The organism is Chelativorans salis, assembly GCF_025336525.1.
In the GTDB taxonomy this organism is placed as follows: Bacteria; Pseudomonadota; Alphaproteobacteria; order Rhizobiales; family Rhizobiaceae; genus Chelativorans; species Chelativorans salis.
This window is the reverse complement of record NZ_JAOCZP010000006.1, coordinates 74,916-93,968: the sequence shown is the minus strand read 5'-3', so window position 1 is coordinate 93,968 and position 19,053 is coordinate 74,916. Positions and strand designations below refer to the sequence as shown.

Here is a 19,053-nt window from a genome sequence, read left to right as displayed (position 1 = left end):
ACCAGATCGGGTTTTTATCGAAAAGTCTGAAAATGATGCGGTTGAATCTTTGCAAGCTGGAAGCCCGGTCGTGATCGAGCAAGAAAGGCCGGAATATAAGGGTGTTTTGAGGAGGAGTAGCGGGAGGAATACGCCACAAAGAGCTTGACGGAACTTTACATTTGGTAATACCAGATCGAGGAGGTTGCGGGCCGTCGGGTTCGCAGCCGGACGGGCGAAGCCGGGGAGGGCTTTGCTCACGGAGGCGGCAGACGGAGGAGTACAGGAGCCGGCACCGCCGGCATCCAGAAATGCGTAGGTATGATTGGGAGGAATTCGTCATGCGCATGAAAATGACCGGCATGCTTGCCGGGATAAGCCTTGCTTTGTCCAGCGGAACGTCGGCGTTCGCGCAGGAGCTCACCATCTTCTGGGCCGAGTGGGATCCAGCTAACTATCTGCAGGAACTGGTTAACGAGTACGCCGCCGAAACCGGCGTCACCGTCAGGGTCGAGACGACCCCTTGGGCGGACTTCCAGACCAAAGCCTTCGCGGAATTCAACGCCCACGGCGACGCCTATGACCTGGTGGTCGGCGATTCCCAATGGTTGGGCGCTGGTTCCGAGGGCGGTCACTATGTCGACCTGACGGAGTTCTTCGAGGAGCACAATCTCGCCGAGGTCTTCGTTCCCGCGACAGTCGAGTCCTATGCCGAATATCCGAAGGCGAGCGGCAAGTACTGGGCGATCCCGACCGAGGGCGACGCCAACGGCTGGGCCTACCGCAAGGACTGGTTCGAGGACCCAGAGGAGAAGGCGGCCTTCCAGGAGAAGTACGGCTACGAGCTCGGGGTGCCGGAGAACTACCAGCAGCTTCGCGATATCGCCGAGTTCTTCCACCGCCCGGACGAGGGCCGCTACGGCATCGCCCTTTATACAGACAACTCCTATGACGGTCTGATCATGGGCGTCGAGCAGACGATCTTCACCTATGGGGGCGAGCTCGGCGATTACGAGACCTTCCAGGTGCAGGGCATCACCAATTCGCCGGAGAACGTGCAGGCGCTCGAGATGTATCGCGAGCTCTACCAGTTCACGCCGCCCAACTGGGGCAAGACGTTCTTCCTGGAGAACAACCAGGCGATCACCGAGGGCCTGGCGGCGATGAGCATGAACTACTTTGCCTTCTTCCCGGCACTCGCCAATCCGGCGACCAACCCGCACGCGGATGCGACCGGCTACTTCGTCAACCCGCCCGGACCGACGGGCGCGCACCATGCTGCCCTCGGCGGGCAGGGGATGTCGATCGTCAGCTATTCGCAGAACAAGGAGGAAGCGTTCAAGTTCCTGGAGTGGTTCATCCGTGAGGACGTGCAGCAGAAATGGGCCGCGCTCGGCGGCTACACCTGCCACGCTGCTGTTCTGGAGTCGGAGGAATTCCGCAACGCCACCCCCTTTAACGAGGCCTTCTTTCAGTCGATGCAGATCGTGAAGGACTTCTGGGCGGTGCCGGAATACGCGGAGCTGCTCACGCAGATGAATACCCGTGTCTATCCCTACGTTGTCGGCGGTGAGGGCACCGCGGAAGAGGCCCTCGACGGGCTTGCCACGGATTGGGAAGAGACGTTCAAGCGGTATGGCCGTCTCGATTGAGGGCGGGGAAAGCGGAGGGGGCACCTGCTCCCTCCGCCCTTTTTTAGCAATCTGCCATGGCTGAAGTGGAAAGGAACCGGGTCGTGACGACGATCGCCCTTGAAAGGCTGGATCCCAGCTCCCGCGCTGCTGCCCGCGGCTGGAGCGATCTTACGATCCGCAACGTATTCATCATTCCGACGATCGTCTTCCTTATCGTCTTCAACATCTTCCCGCTGCTCTATTCGCTTGGCTATTCCTTCACCGACTTCCGTGCGTCTGTCAGTGCGCCGGCGAACTTCGTCGGCCTCGACAACTATAAGCGGCTCCTTTCCGACCCGAACATCTGGCGCAACTTCACGGTCACGGCGAAATACGTGATCGTCTCGGTGGGCGGTCAGATGATCGTCGGCTTCGGTATCGCACTGCTGCTCAACCGGGCGTTCCCCTTCAAGGGGCTCTTCACCACGCTTCTGCTCCTGCCGATGATGATGTCGATGGCCGTCGTCGGCCTCTTCTGGAAGCTGCTCTACGATCCGTCCTGGGGCATCATCAACTATGCACTCGGCCTCGGCCGGTTCGATTGGCTTTCCAATCCCGACATGGCGCTCTACGCGGTGGCCATCACCGATATCTGGATGTGGTCGCCCTTCGTGATGCTCCTGTCGTTGGCGGGCCTCTCGGCAGTGCCCAAGCACCTTTACGAGGCAGCGGCGATCGACCGTGCCTCGAGTTGGTACACCTTCACGCGCATCACGCTGCCGCTGGTCGCTCCGATGCTACTGATCGCCCTCATCTTCCGTACCATGGAGGCGTTCAAGAGCTTCGACCTTCCCTTCATCATGAGCGGCCAGCCGACCACCGAGGTGATCGCCATCCGCCTCTACAAGATGGCCTTCCAGGAATGGCAGACGGGGCTTTCCTGCGCACTCGCCTACATCATGCTGATCGTCGTGATCGCGATCACCAACATCTACATCAAATATCTCAACCGCGTGAAGGAGCGCTGAGATGGCCGCCGTCCAGACACCGCGCCAGAGGATCGCGAACCGGCTCGCCATCGTGGCCGTCATCGTCACCACCATCATCTTTCTGGCGCCGATCTATTGGATCGCCACAACGGCCTTCAAGCCGCGGGCGCTGGCCACCACCGTGCCGCCGACGGTCGTATTCCAGCCGGAGATTACGCCCTTCATCAAGCTGTTCACCAAGCGCGTCCAACTCACCCAGCCCGTCGACGAGGAGGTTTACGAGGCGGCACCTTGGTGGGAAAAAAGGATTCTGGACGGCGGCGAGCGCGTGCTGCGCGTGGGCGACAGCGTTCAGCTTTCCGCCTATCCCGACCGGTTCCTCAACAGCCTGATCATCGCGGTCACCAGTACCCTGCTCGCCGTCTCGATGGGCACGTTGACGGCGTACGGCTTCTCACGCTTCAGGGTGCCGGGCGAACAGGACTGGCTGTTCTTCATCCTGTCGACGCGCATGCTGCCACCCGTGGTCGTGGCGATCCCGATGTTCCTCATGTACCGCGCGGTGGGCATGACCGACACGCATCTCGGGCTGATCATCCTTTATACCGCCTTCAATCTGTCCTTCGTGGTGTGGCTTATGAAGGGCTTCATCGACGAGATTCCGAGGGAGTATGAGGAAGCTGCCCTCGTCGACGGCTACACACGCATGCAGGCTTTCTTCAAGATCGTGCTGCCGGAGGCGGCGACCGGCATCGCCGCGACGGGTGTTTTCTGCTTCATCATCGCCTGGAACGAATATGCCTTCGCGCTGATGCTGACCAACCGGGATGCCCAGACTGCGCCGCCCTTCATTCCCGCCCAGGTCGGCTCCGGCCTGACCGACTGGACGACCATCGCCGCCGGCACCTTCTTGTTCCTGCTGCCGGTCGCCATCTTCACCTTCCTGCTTCGCAACCATCTCCTGCGCGGCATGTCCTTCGGAGCGATCCGCAAATGAGCTTCCGCAGGCTGAACCAGAAGTATCTCGTGCCGGGTGCGCAGACCGTGATGATCCTCGGCATCATCGCGCTTTGCCAGCCCTGGAACCTGTTCCTGCACCGTTACGGCGTGACGATCACCCTCATCGGGCTCGTCTCCTTCATCATAACGTCCCACATTCCGCCCGAGCAGGAGGCGCCGGAGGAGGATGCGCATGAGGGGAGACTGGCGGAATGACACACATCGAACTGCGCGACGTGCAGAAATTCTTCGGCGAGGTTCAGGTCATCAAGGACATGAACCTCGTGATCGAGGACAACGAGTTCATCGTCATGCTGGGGCCGTCGGGTTGCGGCAAGACAACGACGCTACGTGCCGTCGCCGGCCTCGAGACGATCGATGAGGGCGATATCCTGATCGACGGCAAGGTGGTTCAGCACCTGAAGGCAGCCGACCGCGACATCGCTTTCGTGTTCCAGTCCTTCTCGCTCTACCCGCACATGACCGTCTACGAAAATATAGCCTTCCCCCTGCGCGCAACCGGGCAAAGCAGGGCGGAGATCGACCGGGCGGTGCGGCAGGTGGCGGATGTGCTGCGGATCGCGCCGCTCCTGAAGCGCCGTCCGTCGGCCCTGTCGGGCGGTGACATGCAGCGCGTTGCGATCGGTCGCGCGCTGGTGCGCAGCCCCAAGGCGCTTCTGATGGACGAGCCTATCGGTGCGCTCGACGCGAAGCTGCGCGAGGAGATGCGCACCGAGATCAAGCGCTTGCACATGCAACAGGGTTCCACCACCGTCTATGTCACCCACGATCAGGTGGAAGCGATGGCGCTCGCCGACCGCATCGTCATCATGAACGAGGGTGTGCTGCAGCAGGTGGGTTCGCCGGACGAAGTCTATCTCCATCCTGCCAATCTCTTTGTCGCACAGTTCGTCGGCAGTCCGGTGATGAACATTGCGGAGGCGCAGGTGGCCGAGGCGGACTCGGAAGCCCGCGTCGTCATGCCGGGTGCGGCAGAAGGTTTTGTCTTCCCGCGAAATCTTCTCGGCCGGCTCGAAGCCGGCGGAGCGAAGGGGGACGGTCTCGCGCTCGGCATCCGCCCGGAGGGCGTGCTTGTCGAGCGCGAGCGCCGGGAGGGCTACCTGCCGGTCGAGGCACACATCATAGAGCCGCTCGGCTCGCACGACATCATCGACCTGCAGGTCGGCACGCAGATGCTGAGGGCACGCACGAAAGCAGGCTTCGTGCCGCGGCCCGGTGAAAAGGTGTGGGTGAGGATCGATCCCGCCCAGGCACATTTCTTCGACGTAGAGAGCGGCAGGTCCCTTGGGGTGAGGTTGTAATGGCCCATATCGAGCTCAAACGCGTCACCAAGAAGTTCGGCGCGCAGACGGCGCTCCGCAATCTCGACCTGGAGATCGCCGACGGCGAATTTTTCGTCTTGCTCGGTGAGACGGGCGCCGGCAAGACGACGACGCTCAGGCTGATTGCCGGTCTCGAAAGGCCGACAGAAGGAAAAATCCTCATCGATGGTGCGGATGTTAGCGACTGGGGCCCGGCCGAGCGCGACGTGGCGCTGGTGCTGCAGCAATACTCGCTCTATCCGCGCTACACGGTGCGCGAGAATCTCGAATTTCCCTTGAAGGCGAAGATCCGCCGCGTCGAGTCGGAGGAGATTAAGGAGCAGGTAGCCCGCGCGGCAAAAATCCTGCGCATTGAGCACCTTCTCGACCGCAAGACCGACAGGCTTTCGGGCGGCGAGATGCAGCGCGTCTCCATCGGTCGCGCCATCGTGCGCAAGCCGCGCGTCTTCCTGATGGACGAGCCCTTGTCCGCACTCGACGCCAAGCTGCGCGAGGCGCTGCGCACGGAACTGAAAAACCTGCAGATGACGCTTGGTGCTACCTTTCTATTCGTCACGCACGACCAGATCGAGGCCATGTCGATGGGCGACAAGATCGGCGTTTTGGACAGGGGCCGGCTGGTGCAGACGGGCACGCCCTATGAAATCTACAACAACCCGCGCAACACCTTCGTCGCCCGTTCCGTCGGCTCGCCGCCGATGAACCTCCTCGACGGCCGTCTGGTGAAGGGACGCGCCGTCGTTGCGCCGAAGCGCTTCGAACTGCCGCTGAACGGTCAGGCGGGAGCGGTTTCGGAAGGGCAGCCGCTCGTCTTCGGCATCCGCCCGGAAGACCTCACCGTCGAATCGGGAGCACCTGTCGAGGCGATGGTGCACGACGTGGAGAACCACGGCGTGGAAAAAATCCTCACCCTGCATGCCGGCGATGCTGTGCTGCGCGCCACCGTCTCGGCTCGGACGAATGTCGCGGTGGACGAGACGGTACGGTTTGCATGGAACCCCGAAAAGGTGGTTCTTTTCGATGGCGCTAGCGGGCTCAGCCTGAGGCACGGGGGATAGAGGAGGCTGACGGCACGCCGGAAGGAGGGCGGGGGTTGTTACCCTGCTTCCGCCTGCCGCAGCCGACGGTTCTGGTGCGACTCACTCCGCCGGAAAGCGCTTCCGATAACGCTCCACCGCCTCTGGGTTACATAAGTTCTCGGGCAATTGTCCATTGAGCACGCGGATCGCCTCTTCGGCCGCGCCCGTTCCCATCCTCATCATGCTTTCATCGGTGATGCCGGCCGCGTGCGGCGTTAGGACAACGTTGTCGAATGTGAAATAGGGGTGATCGGCGGACAGCGGATGAACGTCAAAAACGTCGAGTGCGGCACCCGCGATACGGCCCTCGCCAAGTGCGGCGATGAGCGCTTGTTCATCGATGACGGGGCCGCGCGAGACGTTGACCAGCAGGGCCGAGGGCTTCATGCGCGCAAGGCGCTCCCGTCCGATGAGGCCCCGCGTCTCCGGGGTCAGCGGGCAGCACAGGACGACGATATCGCTTTTCTCGGCGAGCTGGTCGAGACTTGCCGCGAGCGCGCCTTCCGGCAACGTCGCCGGCTTGCGTGTATTGGCTAGCACATCCAGGCCGAAACCGCGCGCGATGCGGAAGACGGCGCGGCCGACATTGCCCATGCCGACGATGCCCATCGTGCGGCCGGCGAGCTCGGCACCGTTGTCGGCATGGGCGCGGCCGGCGGACCATCCCGCGTCCCTCAGGTCGCAGTCCATCGGACGGAAGCGCCGGAGAAGCGCTAGCGTGACCAGGAACACGTGCTCTGCCACCGCACGCGCATTGACGCCCGGCACATTGGCAACCAGCACGCCCGCTGCCGTTGCCGCTTCGACCGGGATCATATCGAGCCCCGCGCCATGGCGGATGGCGGCGCGCAAGCGGGGTGCGGCGGAAAAAAGCGGCGCAGGCAGGGGCGCGCGGACGATGACAACGTCGGCCTCGCGGCCTTCTTCAAGCAGTGTTTCCGGTTTGGCATTGCTCGCTATGCGCAATTCGCCGGCCTCGGCCAGCATCGCTTCTGCGCGCGGATGAAGCGCGTTGGTGGAAAGGATAATCGGCAAGGGACCCGCACCTATGCTTGCTCCACGGCCTCGGACTCTACGCCGCCGATCAGGCCCTTCCAATAGCTCTCCGCCCCTTTGAGATGCGCGCTCATCAAAGCCTGCGCCAGATTGCCGTCGCGGCGCAGGAGCGCCTCGTAGATCTGGATATGCTCGGCATGCGAGCGTCGCGCCCGCTCCGGATCGCTGAAATAGATCGGCAGGCGCTGTTCTCCCATCAGGTAGTAGACGCTGCACACCTTATGGAAGACGCTGTTTTGGGTGGCGCGTACGATCTCCAGATGGAAGTCGCGGTCCTCTCGCCACAGGCCTTCGCCGGCGGCAAGCTGCTGCTCCGAGGCGTTCAGGATCTCGCGCAGCCGCGCGAAGTTCTCCTCCGTCGCGCGTTCGCACGCAAGCTCCGCCGCCTTGATCTCGTGGATCTTGCGCAATTCCACCGTCTCGTAGATCTGGATCGGGTCGAGCGGCACGCCTGCCTTGGCAAACAGCGCCATCGCCTCGACGCTCGCCTGGCGCGTTGTCAGATAGATGCCAGACTTGGCACGGCGCTCAACGATGCGCATGGCCTCGAGGATCGCTAGGGCCTCGCGGACCTGGCCGCGGCTTACGGAAAAATGCTCCGCCAGCTCGCGTTCGGACGGTGTTCGTCCGTTGTCCGCGTTGGAGCGGGAATAGAGATAGGCCGCCAAATCCGGCAGGAGGTTGTTCTCCTTCATGAGCTCTTCTGCGCGTGCGCCTCCAGGAATTCTTCGCGTATGGTGAAACCGAGGCCCGGCTTTTCCGGAATCTGGACCATGCCCTCGCTCACCTCCACCTTTTCCTCAATCAGGTCGTGGATCATGGGATTGGCGCCGAGGGAATATTCGACGATGAAACTCGCCGGCGAGGCCGCGCATACATGCAAGCCGGCGAAGAAACAAGGCGCCCCGGCCCACAAATGCGGTGCCAGACGCAGGTTGAAGGCGCTGGCAAGCGCACCGATGCGCATGGTCTCGGTGATGCCGCCGCAGAAGCCGGGATCGGGCTGGAAGATGTCCGCCGATCTCAATACGGCAAGCTCGCGGAAAGCGAACCGCGTCGCCTCGCTTTCGCCGGCAGCGATGGGAACGCTGCTTGAGGCGCGGACTTCCGCCATGCCCCTCTTGTCGTCGGCGATCACCGGTTCCTCGAACCAGGCAAGATCGCAGTCGGCGACGAGATGGGCGAAGCGCTTGGCCTCGGCCACCGTATAGGTACCGTGCGCATCCGCCATCAGATCGATTTCCGGACCAAGCGCCGCGCGCGCCGCGCGCACGCGTGCAGCCGACGCCTGCACCGGCCCGTCCTGGGCGCCGACGCGCATCTTGACCGCCTTGAAGCCGCCGGTCCCGACATAGGCCCGTAGCTGCTCGCCGATCGTCTCCGCTCCCGCCCAGCCGCCGGAGGCGTAGGCCGCAAGGCGCTCCGCCTTGCGGCCGCCGAGAAGCCTCCATACCGGCTGGCCGACGGACTTTCCCAGGATGTCCCACAGCGCGATGTCGACAGCGCTGATGGCCGCCACCGTCAGCCCGCGCCGGGCAAGCACCGGCATGGCGTGGCCACTGGCGGCCGCCGTCTCGTGTCGCACCCCGTTATAGAGCATCTCCCAGATGATGCTTATGTCGGTCGGGTCGCGGCCGATCAGCCTCGGACAGATCTCGTGGTTGAGAAGATGGACGAGTGCGGCGTAGGTGCCGGCGCTCCCCGCCGCATTCTTGCCTTCCCCCCAGCCGACGAGGCCATCGTCGGTCTCGATGCGCAGGATCGCCGCGTCGAAGGTGGCCGTCTGGCCGAAATCACTGCGGTGTTGGCGGCTTTCCTCGATGGGTATGCGCACCCACCACGCTTCTGCCTTCTTGATCCGCATGCCCGTTCCCCCGACCCGCCGCCTGAGGCCGCTTATCTGATGAGCGGCAGGATCGTTTCGGCCGTGATCCGCATCTGGTCGGAATAAAACTCCTCCGTCAGAAGGCTGGAGCCGTGATCCTGGATGAACTTGAGCTGCTCGGGCGGGATGTCGACCGGGTCGCGCTCCACCATGTTGGGATATTTCGCCGCCGGTGTGCGATCGACGGGCGCTACGAACTCGTTGGTGAGCGCGCCGTCATAGCCGATCTCCTTCAGAGTGCCGATGATCTTTTCCCAGTCGAGCATGCCTAGCCCGCAGGCGAAGCGGTTGTTATCCGCCACGTGGAAATCGTAGAGGCGTTTTCCGGCGAGCCGGATCGCCTCGTACATATCTTCCTCCTCGATATTGAGGTGAAAGGCGTCGAGGCACACGCCGCAGTCGGGATGCACTGCCTCTGCCAGGGCAAGCGCCTGCGCCGCGCGATTGAAGAGATAGGTCTCGAAGCGGTTGAGCGGCTCGATCGCCACCCGCACACCCTTGGCCTGGGCATGGGCGAAGCACTCCTTGGTGGCATCCACCACCCATCTCCACTCTTCCTCCTCGGTCCCGTCCGGCACGACCTTGCCGACGGTCGCCGGCACCAGGGTGACGATTTCACCGTCAAGCTCCGAGACCATAGTGATGACGCTCTTCATATAGTCGACGGAACGGGCACGCTGGCCTTCGTCCTTGGCCGCCAGGTTGCGTTCGCCGAGCGTCAGCGTCACCGCACCCCAGCAGCGGATGCCATGCTCCTTGAGGAGCGCGCGGGTCTCGTTCACGTCATACTGGGCCGGCTCGCCGGATATCTCGATGCTCTCGTAGCCGAATTGCTTGATCCGCCGCAGCGTCGTTTCCAGTGGCTCCGCGCGCATCCAGTTGTGCGTCGAAAGATGCATGGTGTTCCTCCCCGAATCCGGTCCTTGCGCCTGCGCAGACCTTTAGGGCAGGCGCGCCTTTTCCTCCTCTAGCCGTCCAGTCTCTGAGTAACTGGTTCGACCAAATATGCATGAAGGGAAGCTCTAGCGCACTTTTCTCGTTGCAGCAAGGATGCAGGAAAGGGAGCGCTGAGGAGGCAAATTCTCTCCTTTTTTCGCATGTTCCAGCGTTCCTTCAGGTCCTGTCCCTTGCCATTGATACAGCCGTTGCATCCTTGACCCATTGTTCATTTTGGTATTACCAGAAGAAACCGCCCGGAGAGGCGGGTTCGGGAGGGAACGCATGAAGATCGGTATGTGCATGTATCTGTGGACGACGAACGTCTCCGCAAGGCACGAGGCGCTGCTGCGCGACATCAAGGCGACCGGGTTCGACGGCGTCGAGGTTCCTGTCATGGCCGGAAACCCGGCAAAATATCGCAAGCTGGGCGCCATGCTCGACCATATCGGCCTGGAGCGCACGGCGGTCTCTGCCATTGGCGATCCGAGGCAGAACCTCATCGCCGCCGACGCGCCTACGCGCAAGGCCGGCATTGCCTATATGCGGCGGGCGATCGACTGCGCGGCGGCGCTCGGCGCGACCACGCTCTCGGGGCCGCTGCACTCCACCCTCGGCCACTTCTCCGGCAAAGGCCCCACCCCCGCCGAGCGCCGGCGCTCGGTCGATGCGCAGCGGTTGATCGGCGACCATGCGGCAAGCCGCGGCGTGACCATCGGGCTCGAGGCGCTGAACCGGTTCGAATCCTATCTGCTCAACACCATGGACGCGCTCTCGGCGCATATCGAGGAGATCGGCCATCCCAATATCAAGGCGCTCTACGACACTTTCCATGCCAATATCGAGGAGGCCGATCCCATCGGCGCCTTCACGCGCAATGCGGCAAACATCGTTCACGTCCACATCTCGGAGAACGACCGCGGTGTGCCCGGCCGCGGCAACATCCCCTGGGCGCAGACCTTCGCCGCCATCCGCGGGAGCGGTTATGACGGGTGGCTCACCATCGAGTCCTTCGGCCGCGGGCTCAAGGACCTGGCTGCGGCTACCAAGGTCTGGCGCGACTTCGCCGAAAGCCCCGAGGAGGTCTATCGCGAGGGCTACCGCCACATCCGCGACGGCTGGGCCGCGGCAGCCTAGCACTGTTGCTACCAACACAACTCGACCTCGCCGTCCGACTGCCCTCCGCTCGCGCGGAGAATCGCTGCATACCGCTGCTTTGTGTTTGATGACAGACTGCGCCCCGCCGTCCTCGGAGTGGCGCGACGTGGAGAGGAACGCTTCAGATGCACGAGCCCGACCCAACGATCCGTGCGATCGTTGCCGGCTGGCCGACGAATTTCGACGCGAGGCGCGCCGAGGGGCTGGGTTTTGCGTCGGAGAACAGTTTCGACGACATCATACGGATCCATATTGATGACGAACTTCGCGGAGCGATCTGACCTGGCAGAAGCAAAATCGGCAACGGGCAGGATCGCCCTGGTGACGGGCGGCGGTACCGGCGTCGGGCGCGGCATCGCCGAGGCGCTCGGCGCGGAGGGCTACACGGTGGTCGTCTCGGGCCGGCGCGCCGATGTGCTGAACCTGGCGGTCATGGCCACCAAAATGCCGCTGGTTGGGCGGGGATAGCATGGCGCGCCCGGGGCGCGGCCTATGGTCCACTGCCTCCGTGGCCTATTGATCGCTAGCCTTTCGCTTGTCAGGAATGGTGAGGAGCCGTGGCGGCGTGCCACGGCCGATGCCAACAAACGGAGAGGCCCGACATGAGCCGCCTGCCCAATTCCCTCGAAGCGCGCGACATCGCCTACCACCTCCACTCCTACACCGACGCGCGCAAGCACGAGGAAACGGGGCCGCTTGTCATCGAGCGGGGCGAGGGCGTCCATGTCTACGACAACAATGGCAAGCGCTATATCGAGGGCATGGCCGGGCTTTGGAGCGTGGCGCTGGGCTTCGGCGAGAAGCGTTTGGCGGAGGCTGCGGCGCGGCAGATGGAGAAGCTGCCCTACTACCACACCTTCGCTCACAAATCGCACGGGCCGTCGGTGGAACTCGCCGAGAAGCTGGTGGCCATGGCGCCGGTGCCGATGTCCAAGGCCTATTTCACCAATTCCGGCTCCGAGGCCAACGATACCGCTATCAAGATGATCTGGTATCGCGCCAACGCGATGGGCGAGCCGCAACGCAAGAAGATCATCTCGCGCGTCAAGGGCTATCACGGCGTCACGCTTGCTTCGGCCAGCCTCACGGGACTGCCCAACAACCACCGCTCCTTCGACCTGCCGCTTGCCGGCATCCTGCACACCACCTGCCCGCACTACCGCACTATGAAGAAAGAGGGCGAGAGCGAGGCGGAGTTCGCAAAACGCTGCGCCCGGGATCTGGAGGCGCTGATCGTTGAGGAAGGGCCGGAGACCATCGCCGCCTTCTTCGCCGAACCGGTGATGGGGGCGGGCGGCGTCATCGTGCCGCCGGAAGGCTATTGGGAGGCGATCCAGCCGGTTCTGAAGAAATACGGTATTCTCTTCGTGGCCGACGAGGTGATCTGCGGCTTCGGGCGGACCGGCGAGTTGTTCGGCTCGACCACCTATCACCTCGAGCCCGACATCATGACGCTGTCGAAGCAGCTTTCGTCCTCCTACCTGCCGATCTCCGCGCTGCTCGTTAACGAGAAGGTCTATGCGCCGCTCGCCGACGAATCCCACACCATCGGCACTTGGGGCCACGGTTTTACCGGCAGCGGACATCCGGTAGCGGCTGCCGTGGCGCTGGAGAACCTGAAGATCATGGAGGAGCGCGATGTGCTCGGTCATGTGCGGGAAATCGCCCCGCGCTTCCTGGCGAGGCTTCAGGCGCTGGGCGGGCATGCACTGGCGATAGAGGCGCGCGGCATCGGCTTGATCGGCGCCGTCGAGTTCACGCATCCTTCGCTCGCCGACACGCCCGGCGCGCTTGGCGGCCGCATCTACCAGGCCATGCAGGACCGAGGCCTGATCTTGCGCAACCTCGGCGACACGCTTGCTTTCTGTCCGCCGCTCGTCATCTCCGAGAAGGAGATCGACGAGATGTTCGATATTGCGGAAGCCGCGTTGTGCGATGTGGCGAAGGGGGTGGAGTAACCTATTTTCCCGCTCCTTGAGGGGCGGGAATGATGCAGAGTCGATATGCGAGGCGGTGACGCGGCCGCGCCTCCAACAGCTCAACGTCCCGATGATGCGGTATGAGACGAATTCTGCTTCGTCACCGGCCGTTGTGACGCGAGTGCGGCATCTTCCGCCCTGATGCGCACGGAAAGGACGACCGCGTTCGCGACCGAGAAAACCAGCGCGTAGAGCGGCATTGAAAATACGAGCGGCAGAACCGCTATCTCGCCGACGACGATCAGATAATTCGGGTGGGAGAAGAACCGGTACGGTCCGCTTGTGACGAGCGGCGCGCCTGGCAGCACGATAATGCGCGTCGTCCACCTGCGCCCAAGCGTTGCCAGCACCCAAATCCTGACGACCTGCAGGACGGCGAAGAGCCCGAGCCACAAGGGGTCGATCGCACGGTCCCAAGCGAGCAGCCAGAGGCCCGCAAGCCACGAGGCATGGAGTAGAACAATAAGGGGATAGTGGCCTGGAGCGTGCTCACGAGCGCCGGCGGCTAGCAATCGTGCGGTGTTGCGGCGGGATAGCAAAAGCTCGACGAGCCGCATCAGCGTGACGAAGCCAAGGACGAGACTTGCTGGAGTCATGCCGCTTTTGCCAGAAATATGCAGCTTGCCGTGAAGCCGGGGCCGAGCGCGAGCAGCGCAGTATGCTGCGGCAGACCAGCTTCCAGTGCCCGCGCCAGCACGAAAAGTGCCGTCGGCGCGGACATGTTGCCGAACTCGCGCAAGATCCTGCGCTCGTGGTCGAGCGTGCCTTCCGGCATCGCCAGAGCGTGCTCGACGGCGGCGATTACTTTCGCCCCGCCGGGATGGCACAGGATGCGGTCGATCTGCTGCCGTTCGATGCCGGCCGTCTCGAGGATGGCGGCAAACGCCGCCCCCAGGTTCTCCTCGGCAAAGGGCGGTATGGCGCGGTCGAAGATGACGCCGAAGCCCTCCACATCGACCTTCCACCCCATGATATCGAGTGTGTCGGGCCACATGTATTCGCCGGTTCCAGTCACCTCGGCAAAACCCTCGTGGCCCGCCTTCAGGATACATGCCGCAGCACCGTCCCCGAAAAGCGCCGTGGCGACCAGATTGGCCTTCGTCAGCTTGTCCAGCCGAAACGCCAGCGTGCAGATTTCAACGACCACCAGCAGAACTGTGCTGCCGGGCAGCGATGTCGCCAGGCGCGAGGCGATTGCAAGCCCTGTCACTCCGCCCGCGCAGCCCAGCCCGAACACCGGCACGCGTTTGAGATCGGGGCGGAACCGTATGGTTTCGGCGACGCGGGCTTCCAAACTTGGTGTCGAGATACCCGTGGAGGACACCGTGACGACGACGTCGATATCCTCGCCCTTCAGACCGGCCGAAGTGAGCGCGGCGCCGGCCGCCTCGACGAAAAGGTCGACGGCACCGTCAGTATATGCGGCTGTTCTCTCGGGCCAGCCTCTTTGCTGAAGATACCAGCCGATCGGGCGGACACCGTACCGCCGTTCTATCCCGGCGGTTTCAAAGACCTGCGCCAAACGCTCGAACTCGGGCAGCCGGTGCGCAAAGACGCCACAAGCTTTTTCAGCCACTTCGTCTTGCGGCAGAACATAGGGAGGGACCGCTGTAGCGAGCGACAAAAGCTTTGCAGTTTCAGTCATCACCTTTGCAGTCCCAGTCATCGGTGCAAGGTAGTTGAACCTTCAACCCTTTCGCAGTCCTGCAGTTCCTTAGATCGAGAGATTCCAGGCCCAAGTGATGCCCAGCTAGGGAACCGTTGGAAGGCGACGATGTTTGGTCGGTGTGGTTCTGCCGGGCATCTCAGCGCGGCATCGTTCCATCCGGACACAGGCAAGACAGCGTCTACCATTACGAGCAGAAGAACGAGAGCAAGCGGTGAGGCCGCGCAAGGAGCACTAATGCTGAGCGACTTCGATAGGCGCCAGAACCGGGATGGTTTGTGGGAGATCTACGATACGGTGAGCGGGGAAGTCGTCGTCGTGGACGGCATGCCGCTGTCTGGCCTGGGCGACCGCGAAGCCCGCGAGGCCGTCGACCACCTGCATACTGGTAGGATGGAGCCGGACAACATTCACGATACGCAATCAGCCACCAAGGCGGATTGATTGCCACGGTTCTGTGGCCCGGGACGGAATGTTTAGCCGGCGCTTCGTGATGAACGGGATCGTTCGGTTCCGTAGAGCCACCCCATCAGGATCGGTGTCAGATACATGGGGATTTGGTAGCAGCCGATGAACAGGAGCAGGGGGTCGGTTACGGTCGCGGGGAGAGCGGTCAGGAACAGGGCGATGTTGCGGTTGCCGGCGACGATGCCGAAGGGGGCGGCGAGGTGGGGGTTGCCTGCGCGGCGCCACGCGGCGGCCACCAGGATCTGGAGCCCGAAATTGCCGGCGAAGGCGGCGAGGAGGGCAATGCCCAGCGCTTGCGGTGCACTGCGGATCGCCGGGCCCACGGCTGACATCAGGCCGACGACGACGACTGCCATGACGATCGCCGAAAGCCCGTCTATGCCGGCCATCGCGGCGGGGGAGGGGTTTTTGAGGGCGAACGCGCGGATGAGGAAGGCAATACCCGCCGAAAGCGCGATGATGGCGAGCAGTCTACCGGCGGCCGCAAGCACCTCCCCCACCCCGCCCAGCGCGGGCGACAGCCAGAAGACGGGGATGACCGTCAGCGGCAGAAGTGCGGTGCCAACGACGAGCTGGCGAAGGGCCGGAGCCGGATTGTTTCCGGTAAGCATGGTGAGGTTCGGACTGCCGGAGATCGGCGAGGCCGCCATCATCAGGATAAGCGCGGTGGCGAGCGCTCCCGCCCATCCTGCAGCCTGAAAGGTGAGGAGAGCGGCGACGGGAAGCGCCACCTGGAAGACGAGGGCGAAGCCGATGGAGTTGCGCAGGTCGCTTAGCGCGCCGACCGCCTGGCGTGGCCCGACGCGGAGCGCTCCGAGGAACAGAAGGGCTGCGATAAGCGATCCGATCCACGGCCGCAAGGCGAGAGCGAGATCGGGAAGCGCGATGCCGGCGACAAGGCCGAGGATGAGGACCAGGCGGCCGTAGCGGGCGGCAAGGCCAAGGAGGTTGAGGGCTGCGGTCACGCCAATTCCATCAACCGCCGGCTGCCGGCCGCATATTGGCGGGCAGCCAGGTCGCCAGCTCCGGGAAGGCGATCAAAAGGAACACCATCAGCACCATGATAATGAACATCGGCAGTGCGGCGCGGGCGATGAAATTCATCTCGTGGCCGGTCATCCCCTGCAGCACGAAGAGGTTGAAGCCGATGGGCGGCGTGATCTGCGCCATCTCCACCACCAGCACGACGAAGATGCCGAACCAGATGATGTCGATGCCGGTCTGGCGGATCATCGGCTCGACGATGGCGATGGTCAGCACCACGATGGAAATGCCGTCGAGGAAGCAGCCGAGCACGACGTAGAAGACCATCAGCGCCATGAGGAGCTCGAAGCGGGAAAGCTCCATAGCCGCGATCACCTCCGCCAGGCCGCGCGGCAGGCCGGTGAAGCCCATAGCGAGCGACAGGAACGCGGCACCCGACAGGATGAGGGCGATCATGGCCGAGGTGCGCGCCGCCCCCATCAGGGTCTCGAAGAACGTGCTGGCCGAAAGCGAGCCCTGCCAGGCGGCAAGGAGAAGCGAGCCGATGACGCCGATGGCGGCGGCCTCCGTCGCCGTCGCCACGCCCATATACATGGAGCCGATGACGAGCAGGATCAGAATGAAGACCGGAATGAGGAATCGTGACTGCCGGACCTTCTCCGCAAAGGTCATGGCGGGCTCGGCGATGGGCTGGTAGCTTTTCGAGAGCTGCGAGGCGCCCACGACGTAGACCATGAACATCGCCGCCAGGATGAGGCCGGGCAGGATGCCGGCGATGAAGAGCTTGGTGATCGATTCGTTGATGCTGACGCCGTAGACGATGAGGGTGAGAGAGGGCGGGATCATCAGCCCGAGTGTCGCTGAGCCGGCGAGCGTGCCGATCACCATGCGCTCGGGATAGTTCCGCTTGCGCAGCTCCGGGATCGTCATCTTGCCGACGGTGGTGAGCGTGGCGGCAGAGGAGCCCGAGACGGCGGCAAAGACGGTGCAGCCGGCGATGTTGGTGTGCATCAGCCCGCCGGGGAGCCGCGCCATCCAGGGCGAGAGGCCCCTGAACATGTCTTCGGAAAGCCGCGTGCGGTAGAGGATCTCTCCCATCCAGATGAACATCGGCAAGGCCGTCAGCGACCATGAGGAAGCCGAGCGCCACATCACCGTCATCATGGCATCGCCGATGGGGCGCGTGGTGAAGATGTCCATACCGACATAGGCGACGCCGAGCAGCGCCAGCCCGATCCATACGCCCGAGCCGAGCAGCAGAAACAGGACGAAGAGGAAGAGGCCGATGGCGTAGATCTGGTCCATGATTACTCCGCCCGGCTCTGTTGGCTGAGGTCGGGGCGGATGTTGTCGCGGCCGGCCAGAAGCAATGTCACCAGATTGTCGATGAAGCAGACGGCGAGGATGACGGCGCCAACCGCCATTGGCGTCTGAGCGATCCATAGCGGAGTGGCATCCTGGCCCTGGCTGACGTCGCCGAGCCTCCAGGACCAGTAGACGGCCCTGACCGCAAACCAGGCAAGATAGGTCGAGGCGGCCGAGGCGATGACGAGGCACCAGAGTTCACCCCAGAAGCGCCGCTGGCCAAGCGCGGTGAGAAACAGGTTGACCCTGATATGGGCTCCCCGGTTGAGGGTATGGGCGAAGGCAAGGAACGACGCGGCGGCCATGAGATAGCCGGCATACTGGCTGGAGCCGGGGAAGGGGACACCTGTCCAGCGCGCCACCACCTGTGCAGAGATCACGATGAGGATGGCGAGCAGGCAGAGTGCGGCAAGTGCGCCCGCCCCGTCATAGACGGCGTCGAGGCTGCGGCGTATCGCGCGCGCGGCTGTTGGCATTCCAGGCTCCAGAAGGGAAGCGGCCCGGAGGATCCGGGCCGCATTGTTCAAGCGGATTACTGGGCGCGATAGGCGTCGATGATGGCCTTGCCGTCCTCGCCGGCGCTCTCGAGCCACTCGTCGGTCATCGTCTTGCCGAAGGCTGCGAGTTCCTCCCTGAGCTGATCGCTCGGCGGAGAAACGGTCATGCCGTTCTCGGCAAGGGTCTCCAGATAACCGCCCGAAAGCTCCTCGGACTTGCTGGTGCCCTCAGCGGCGATTTGGTCGCCACATTCGGTGATGGCCTGCTGCGCCGCCTCGTCCAGCCCGTCCCACGCATCCTTGTTGACGAAGACGACGTTGCGCGGCAGCCAGGCCTGCACGTCATAGAAATGGGTCAGGCTTTCCCAGACCTTGGAATCCACGCCCGTGGAGCCGGACGAGATGAAGCTCTCGACCACCCCTGTGGCGAGCGCTTGGCTGAGCTCAGCCGCTTCGATCTGCACCGGCGCCATTCCGGCAAGCTCGGCAATACGAGCGGTGGCGGCGTTGTAGGCGCGGAACTTGATGCCCTGCATGTCGTCGACGGAGTTGACCTCCTTCTTGAAGTAGAAGCCCTGCGGTGGCCAAGGCACGGCATAGACATAGACAAGATTCTGGTCTTCGAGCACTGCCTCCAGCTTGTCACGCGCTGCCTCCCAGAGCTTGTCGGACTCTTCGTAGGAGGTGGCCAGGAAGGGGATGGAATCGACGCCGAACAAAGGGTTTTCATTGGCGTGCGCGGAGATCAGGCGCTCGCCGATCGGCGCCTGGCCCGTTTGGACCGCACGCTTGATGTCGTCGCCGCTGAACAGCGAGCCATTCGGGTGCGTCACGATGTCGATCTCGCCGTCCGTGCCCTCGCGCACGCATTCGGCGAATTGCTCGGCATTCTCCGAGTGGAAATTGGTCGCCGGATAGGCAAGCGGCATGTCCCATGTTTCGGCCCGGGCCGCGCCTGTGGCAATCGCGGCGGCGGCCACCGACGCGAAAAGAACTGAACTACCCCTCATCGTAGTGCTCCCATTTTCTGGCGGAAATCGCCGTGTCGTTTCCTGTT

General features: G+C 63.4%; 20 protein-coding genes and 1 pseudogene. 11 read left to right on the top strand and 10 right to left on the bottom strand.

What is annotated here, in order from left to right; all coding sequences use genetic code 11:
* Positions 1-320: 320 nt before the first annotated feature.
* The 6 genes from N5A92_RS18825 to N5A92_RS18800 are packed head-to-tail and all read left to right on the top strand — an operon-like array spanning position 321 to position 5,981.
* Complete coding sequence (locus N5A92_RS18825; RefSeq protein WP_260905428.1) at positions 321-1,631, top strand: ABC transporter substrate-binding protein; 1,311 nt, start codon at positions 321-323, stop codon at positions 1,629-1,631.
* A gap of 56 nt (positions 1,632-1,687) precedes the next feature.
* Positions 1,688-2,620, top strand: coding sequence for a carbohydrate ABC transporter permease (locus N5A92_RS18820; RefSeq protein WP_260905426.1), 933 nt, complete (start codon positions 1,688-1,690; stop codon positions 2,618-2,620).
* Position 2,621: 1 nt separating this feature from the next.
* Positions 2,622-3,578 carry a carbohydrate ABC transporter permease gene (locus tag N5A92_RS18815; protein WP_260905424.1) on the top strand — a complete coding sequence of 319 codons (957 nt, stop codon included), beginning with the start codon at positions 2,622-2,624 and terminating at the stop codon, positions 3,576-3,578.
* On the top strand, positions 3,575-3,796 hold the full coding sequence (locus tag N5A92_RS18810; protein WP_260905422.1) for a hypothetical protein: 222 nt from the start codon (positions 3,575-3,577) through the stop codon (positions 3,794-3,796). The genes N5A92_RS18815 and N5A92_RS18810 overlap by 4 nt, the downstream gene beginning before the upstream one ends.
* A complete protein-coding gene (locus tag N5A92_RS18805) occupies positions 3,793-4,902 on the top strand; it encodes an ABC transporter ATP-binding protein (RefSeq protein WP_260905421.1) in 1,110 nt (369 codons plus the stop codon). Before N5A92_RS18810 ends, N5A92_RS18805 begins: the two co-directional genes overlap by 4 nt.
* Entirely contained in the window at positions 4,902-5,981 is a 1,080-nt protein-coding gene (locus tag N5A92_RS18800; RefSeq protein WP_260905420.1) for an ABC transporter ATP-binding protein, read from the top strand. The genes N5A92_RS18805 and N5A92_RS18800 overlap by 1 nt, the downstream gene beginning before the upstream one ends.
* A gap of 81 nt (positions 5,982-6,062) precedes the next feature.
* Here the strand turns inward: N5A92_RS18800 and N5A92_RS18795 are convergent, their stop codons facing one another.
* From N5A92_RS18795 to N5A92_RS18780, 4 genes are read right to left on the bottom strand one after another with little or no spacing between them, the layout of a single operon-like run.
* Entirely contained in the window at positions 6,063-7,037 is a 975-nt protein-coding gene (locus tag N5A92_RS18795; protein ID WP_260905418.1) for a hydroxyacid dehydrogenase, read from the bottom strand.
* Positions 7,038-7,048: 11 nt separating this feature from the next.
* Complete coding sequence (locus N5A92_RS18790) at positions 7,049-7,753, bottom strand: FadR/GntR family transcriptional regulator (protein WP_260905416.1); 705 nt, start codon at positions 7,751-7,753, stop codon at positions 7,049-7,051.
* Positions 7,750-8,922, bottom strand: coding sequence for a mandelate racemase/muconate lactonizing enzyme family protein (locus tag N5A92_RS18785; RefSeq protein WP_260905414.1), 1,173 nt, complete (start codon positions 8,920-8,922; stop codon positions 7,750-7,752). Before N5A92_RS18785 ends, N5A92_RS18790 begins: the two co-directional genes overlap by 4 nt.
* A gap of 32 nt (positions 8,923-8,954) precedes the next feature.
* Positions 8,955-9,842: a sugar phosphate isomerase/epimerase family protein gene (locus tag N5A92_RS18780; protein ID WP_260905412.1), complete on the bottom strand. Its 888-nt coding sequence runs from the start codon at positions 9,840-9,842 to the stop codon at positions 8,955-8,957.
* Between the two features lie 322 nt (positions 9,843-10,164).
* Here N5A92_RS18780 and N5A92_RS18775 point away from each other — a divergent pair, with 322 nt between their 5' ends.
* The 4 genes and pseudogenes from N5A92_RS18775 to N5A92_RS18760 all read left to right on the top strand — a co-directional run bounded on the left by N5A92_RS18775 (position 10,165) and on the right by N5A92_RS18760 (position 12,995).
* Entirely contained in the window at positions 10,165-11,016 is an 852-nt protein-coding gene (locus N5A92_RS18775; RefSeq protein ID WP_260905410.1) for a sugar phosphate isomerase/epimerase family protein, read from the top strand.
* A gap of 146 nt (positions 11,017-11,162) precedes the next feature.
* Entirely contained in the window at positions 11,163-11,318 is a 156-nt protein-coding gene (locus tag N5A92_RS18770; protein ID WP_425248608.1) for a hypothetical protein, read from the top strand.
* Positions 11,293-11,466, top strand: a pseudogene (locus N5A92_RS18765) (SDR family NAD(P)-dependent oxidoreductase); the annotation flags it as partial. The gene N5A92_RS18770 and the pseudogene N5A92_RS18765, both read left to right, overlap by 26 nt.
* 173 nt (positions 11,467-11,639) lie before the next feature.
* The gene (locus N5A92_RS18760) at positions 11,640-12,995 is read left to right on the top strand and encodes an aspartate aminotransferase family protein (protein ID WP_260905409.1); all 1,356 of its coding nucleotides are present in this window, start codon (positions 11,640-11,642) and stop codon (positions 12,993-12,995) included.
* Between the two features lie 80 nt (positions 12,996-13,075).
* Here the strand turns inward: N5A92_RS18760 and N5A92_RS18755 are convergent, their stop codons facing one another.
* Positions 13,076-13,612 (bottom strand): isoprenylcysteine carboxyl methyltransferase family protein, encoded by a 537-nt coding sequence (locus N5A92_RS18755; RefSeq protein WP_260905407.1) that lies wholly within the window; start codon positions 13,610-13,612, stop codon positions 13,076-13,078.
* Positions 13,609-14,661, bottom strand: a complete 1,053-nt coding sequence (locus N5A92_RS18750) for a type III polyketide synthase (protein ID WP_260905406.1) — start codon at positions 14,659-14,661, stop codon at positions 13,609-13,611. The genes N5A92_RS18755 and N5A92_RS18750 overlap by 4 nt, the downstream gene beginning before the upstream one ends.
* 258 nt (positions 14,662-14,919) lie before the next feature.
* On the opposite strand from N5A92_RS18750, the gene N5A92_RS18745 reads away from it, so the two are divergent.
* Positions 14,920-15,126, top strand: coding sequence for a hypothetical protein (locus N5A92_RS18745; protein ID WP_260905405.1), 207 nt, complete (start codon positions 14,920-14,922; stop codon positions 15,124-15,126).
* 32 nt (positions 15,127-15,158) lie between these two features.
* Here the strand turns inward: N5A92_RS18745 and N5A92_RS18740 are convergent, their stop codons facing one another.
* Genes N5A92_RS18740 through N5A92_RS18725 form a run of 4 tightly spaced genes read right to left on the bottom strand, consistent with a single transcriptional unit; the run spans position 15,159 to position 19,006 of the window.
* Complete coding sequence (locus N5A92_RS18740; protein ID WP_260905404.1) at positions 15,159-16,115, bottom strand: hypothetical protein; 957 nt, start codon at positions 16,113-16,115, stop codon at positions 15,159-15,161.
* 10 nt (positions 16,116-16,125) lie between these two features.
* Positions 16,126-17,439: a TRAP transporter large permease gene (locus N5A92_RS18735; RefSeq protein ID WP_260905403.1), complete on the bottom strand. Its 1,314-nt coding sequence runs from the start codon at positions 17,437-17,439 to the stop codon at positions 16,126-16,128.
* 2 nt (positions 17,440-17,441) lie between these two features.
* A complete protein-coding gene (locus N5A92_RS18730; protein WP_260905402.1) occupies positions 17,442-17,975 on the bottom strand; it encodes a TRAP transporter small permease in 534 nt (177 codons plus the stop codon).
* A 56-nt stretch (positions 17,976-18,031) separates the two neighbouring features.
* Positions 18,032-19,006: a TRAP transporter substrate-binding protein gene (locus N5A92_RS18725; RefSeq protein ID WP_260905401.1), complete on the bottom strand. Its 975-nt coding sequence runs from the start codon at positions 19,004-19,006 to the stop codon at positions 18,032-18,034.
* Positions 19,007-19,053 lie beyond the last annotated feature (47 nt).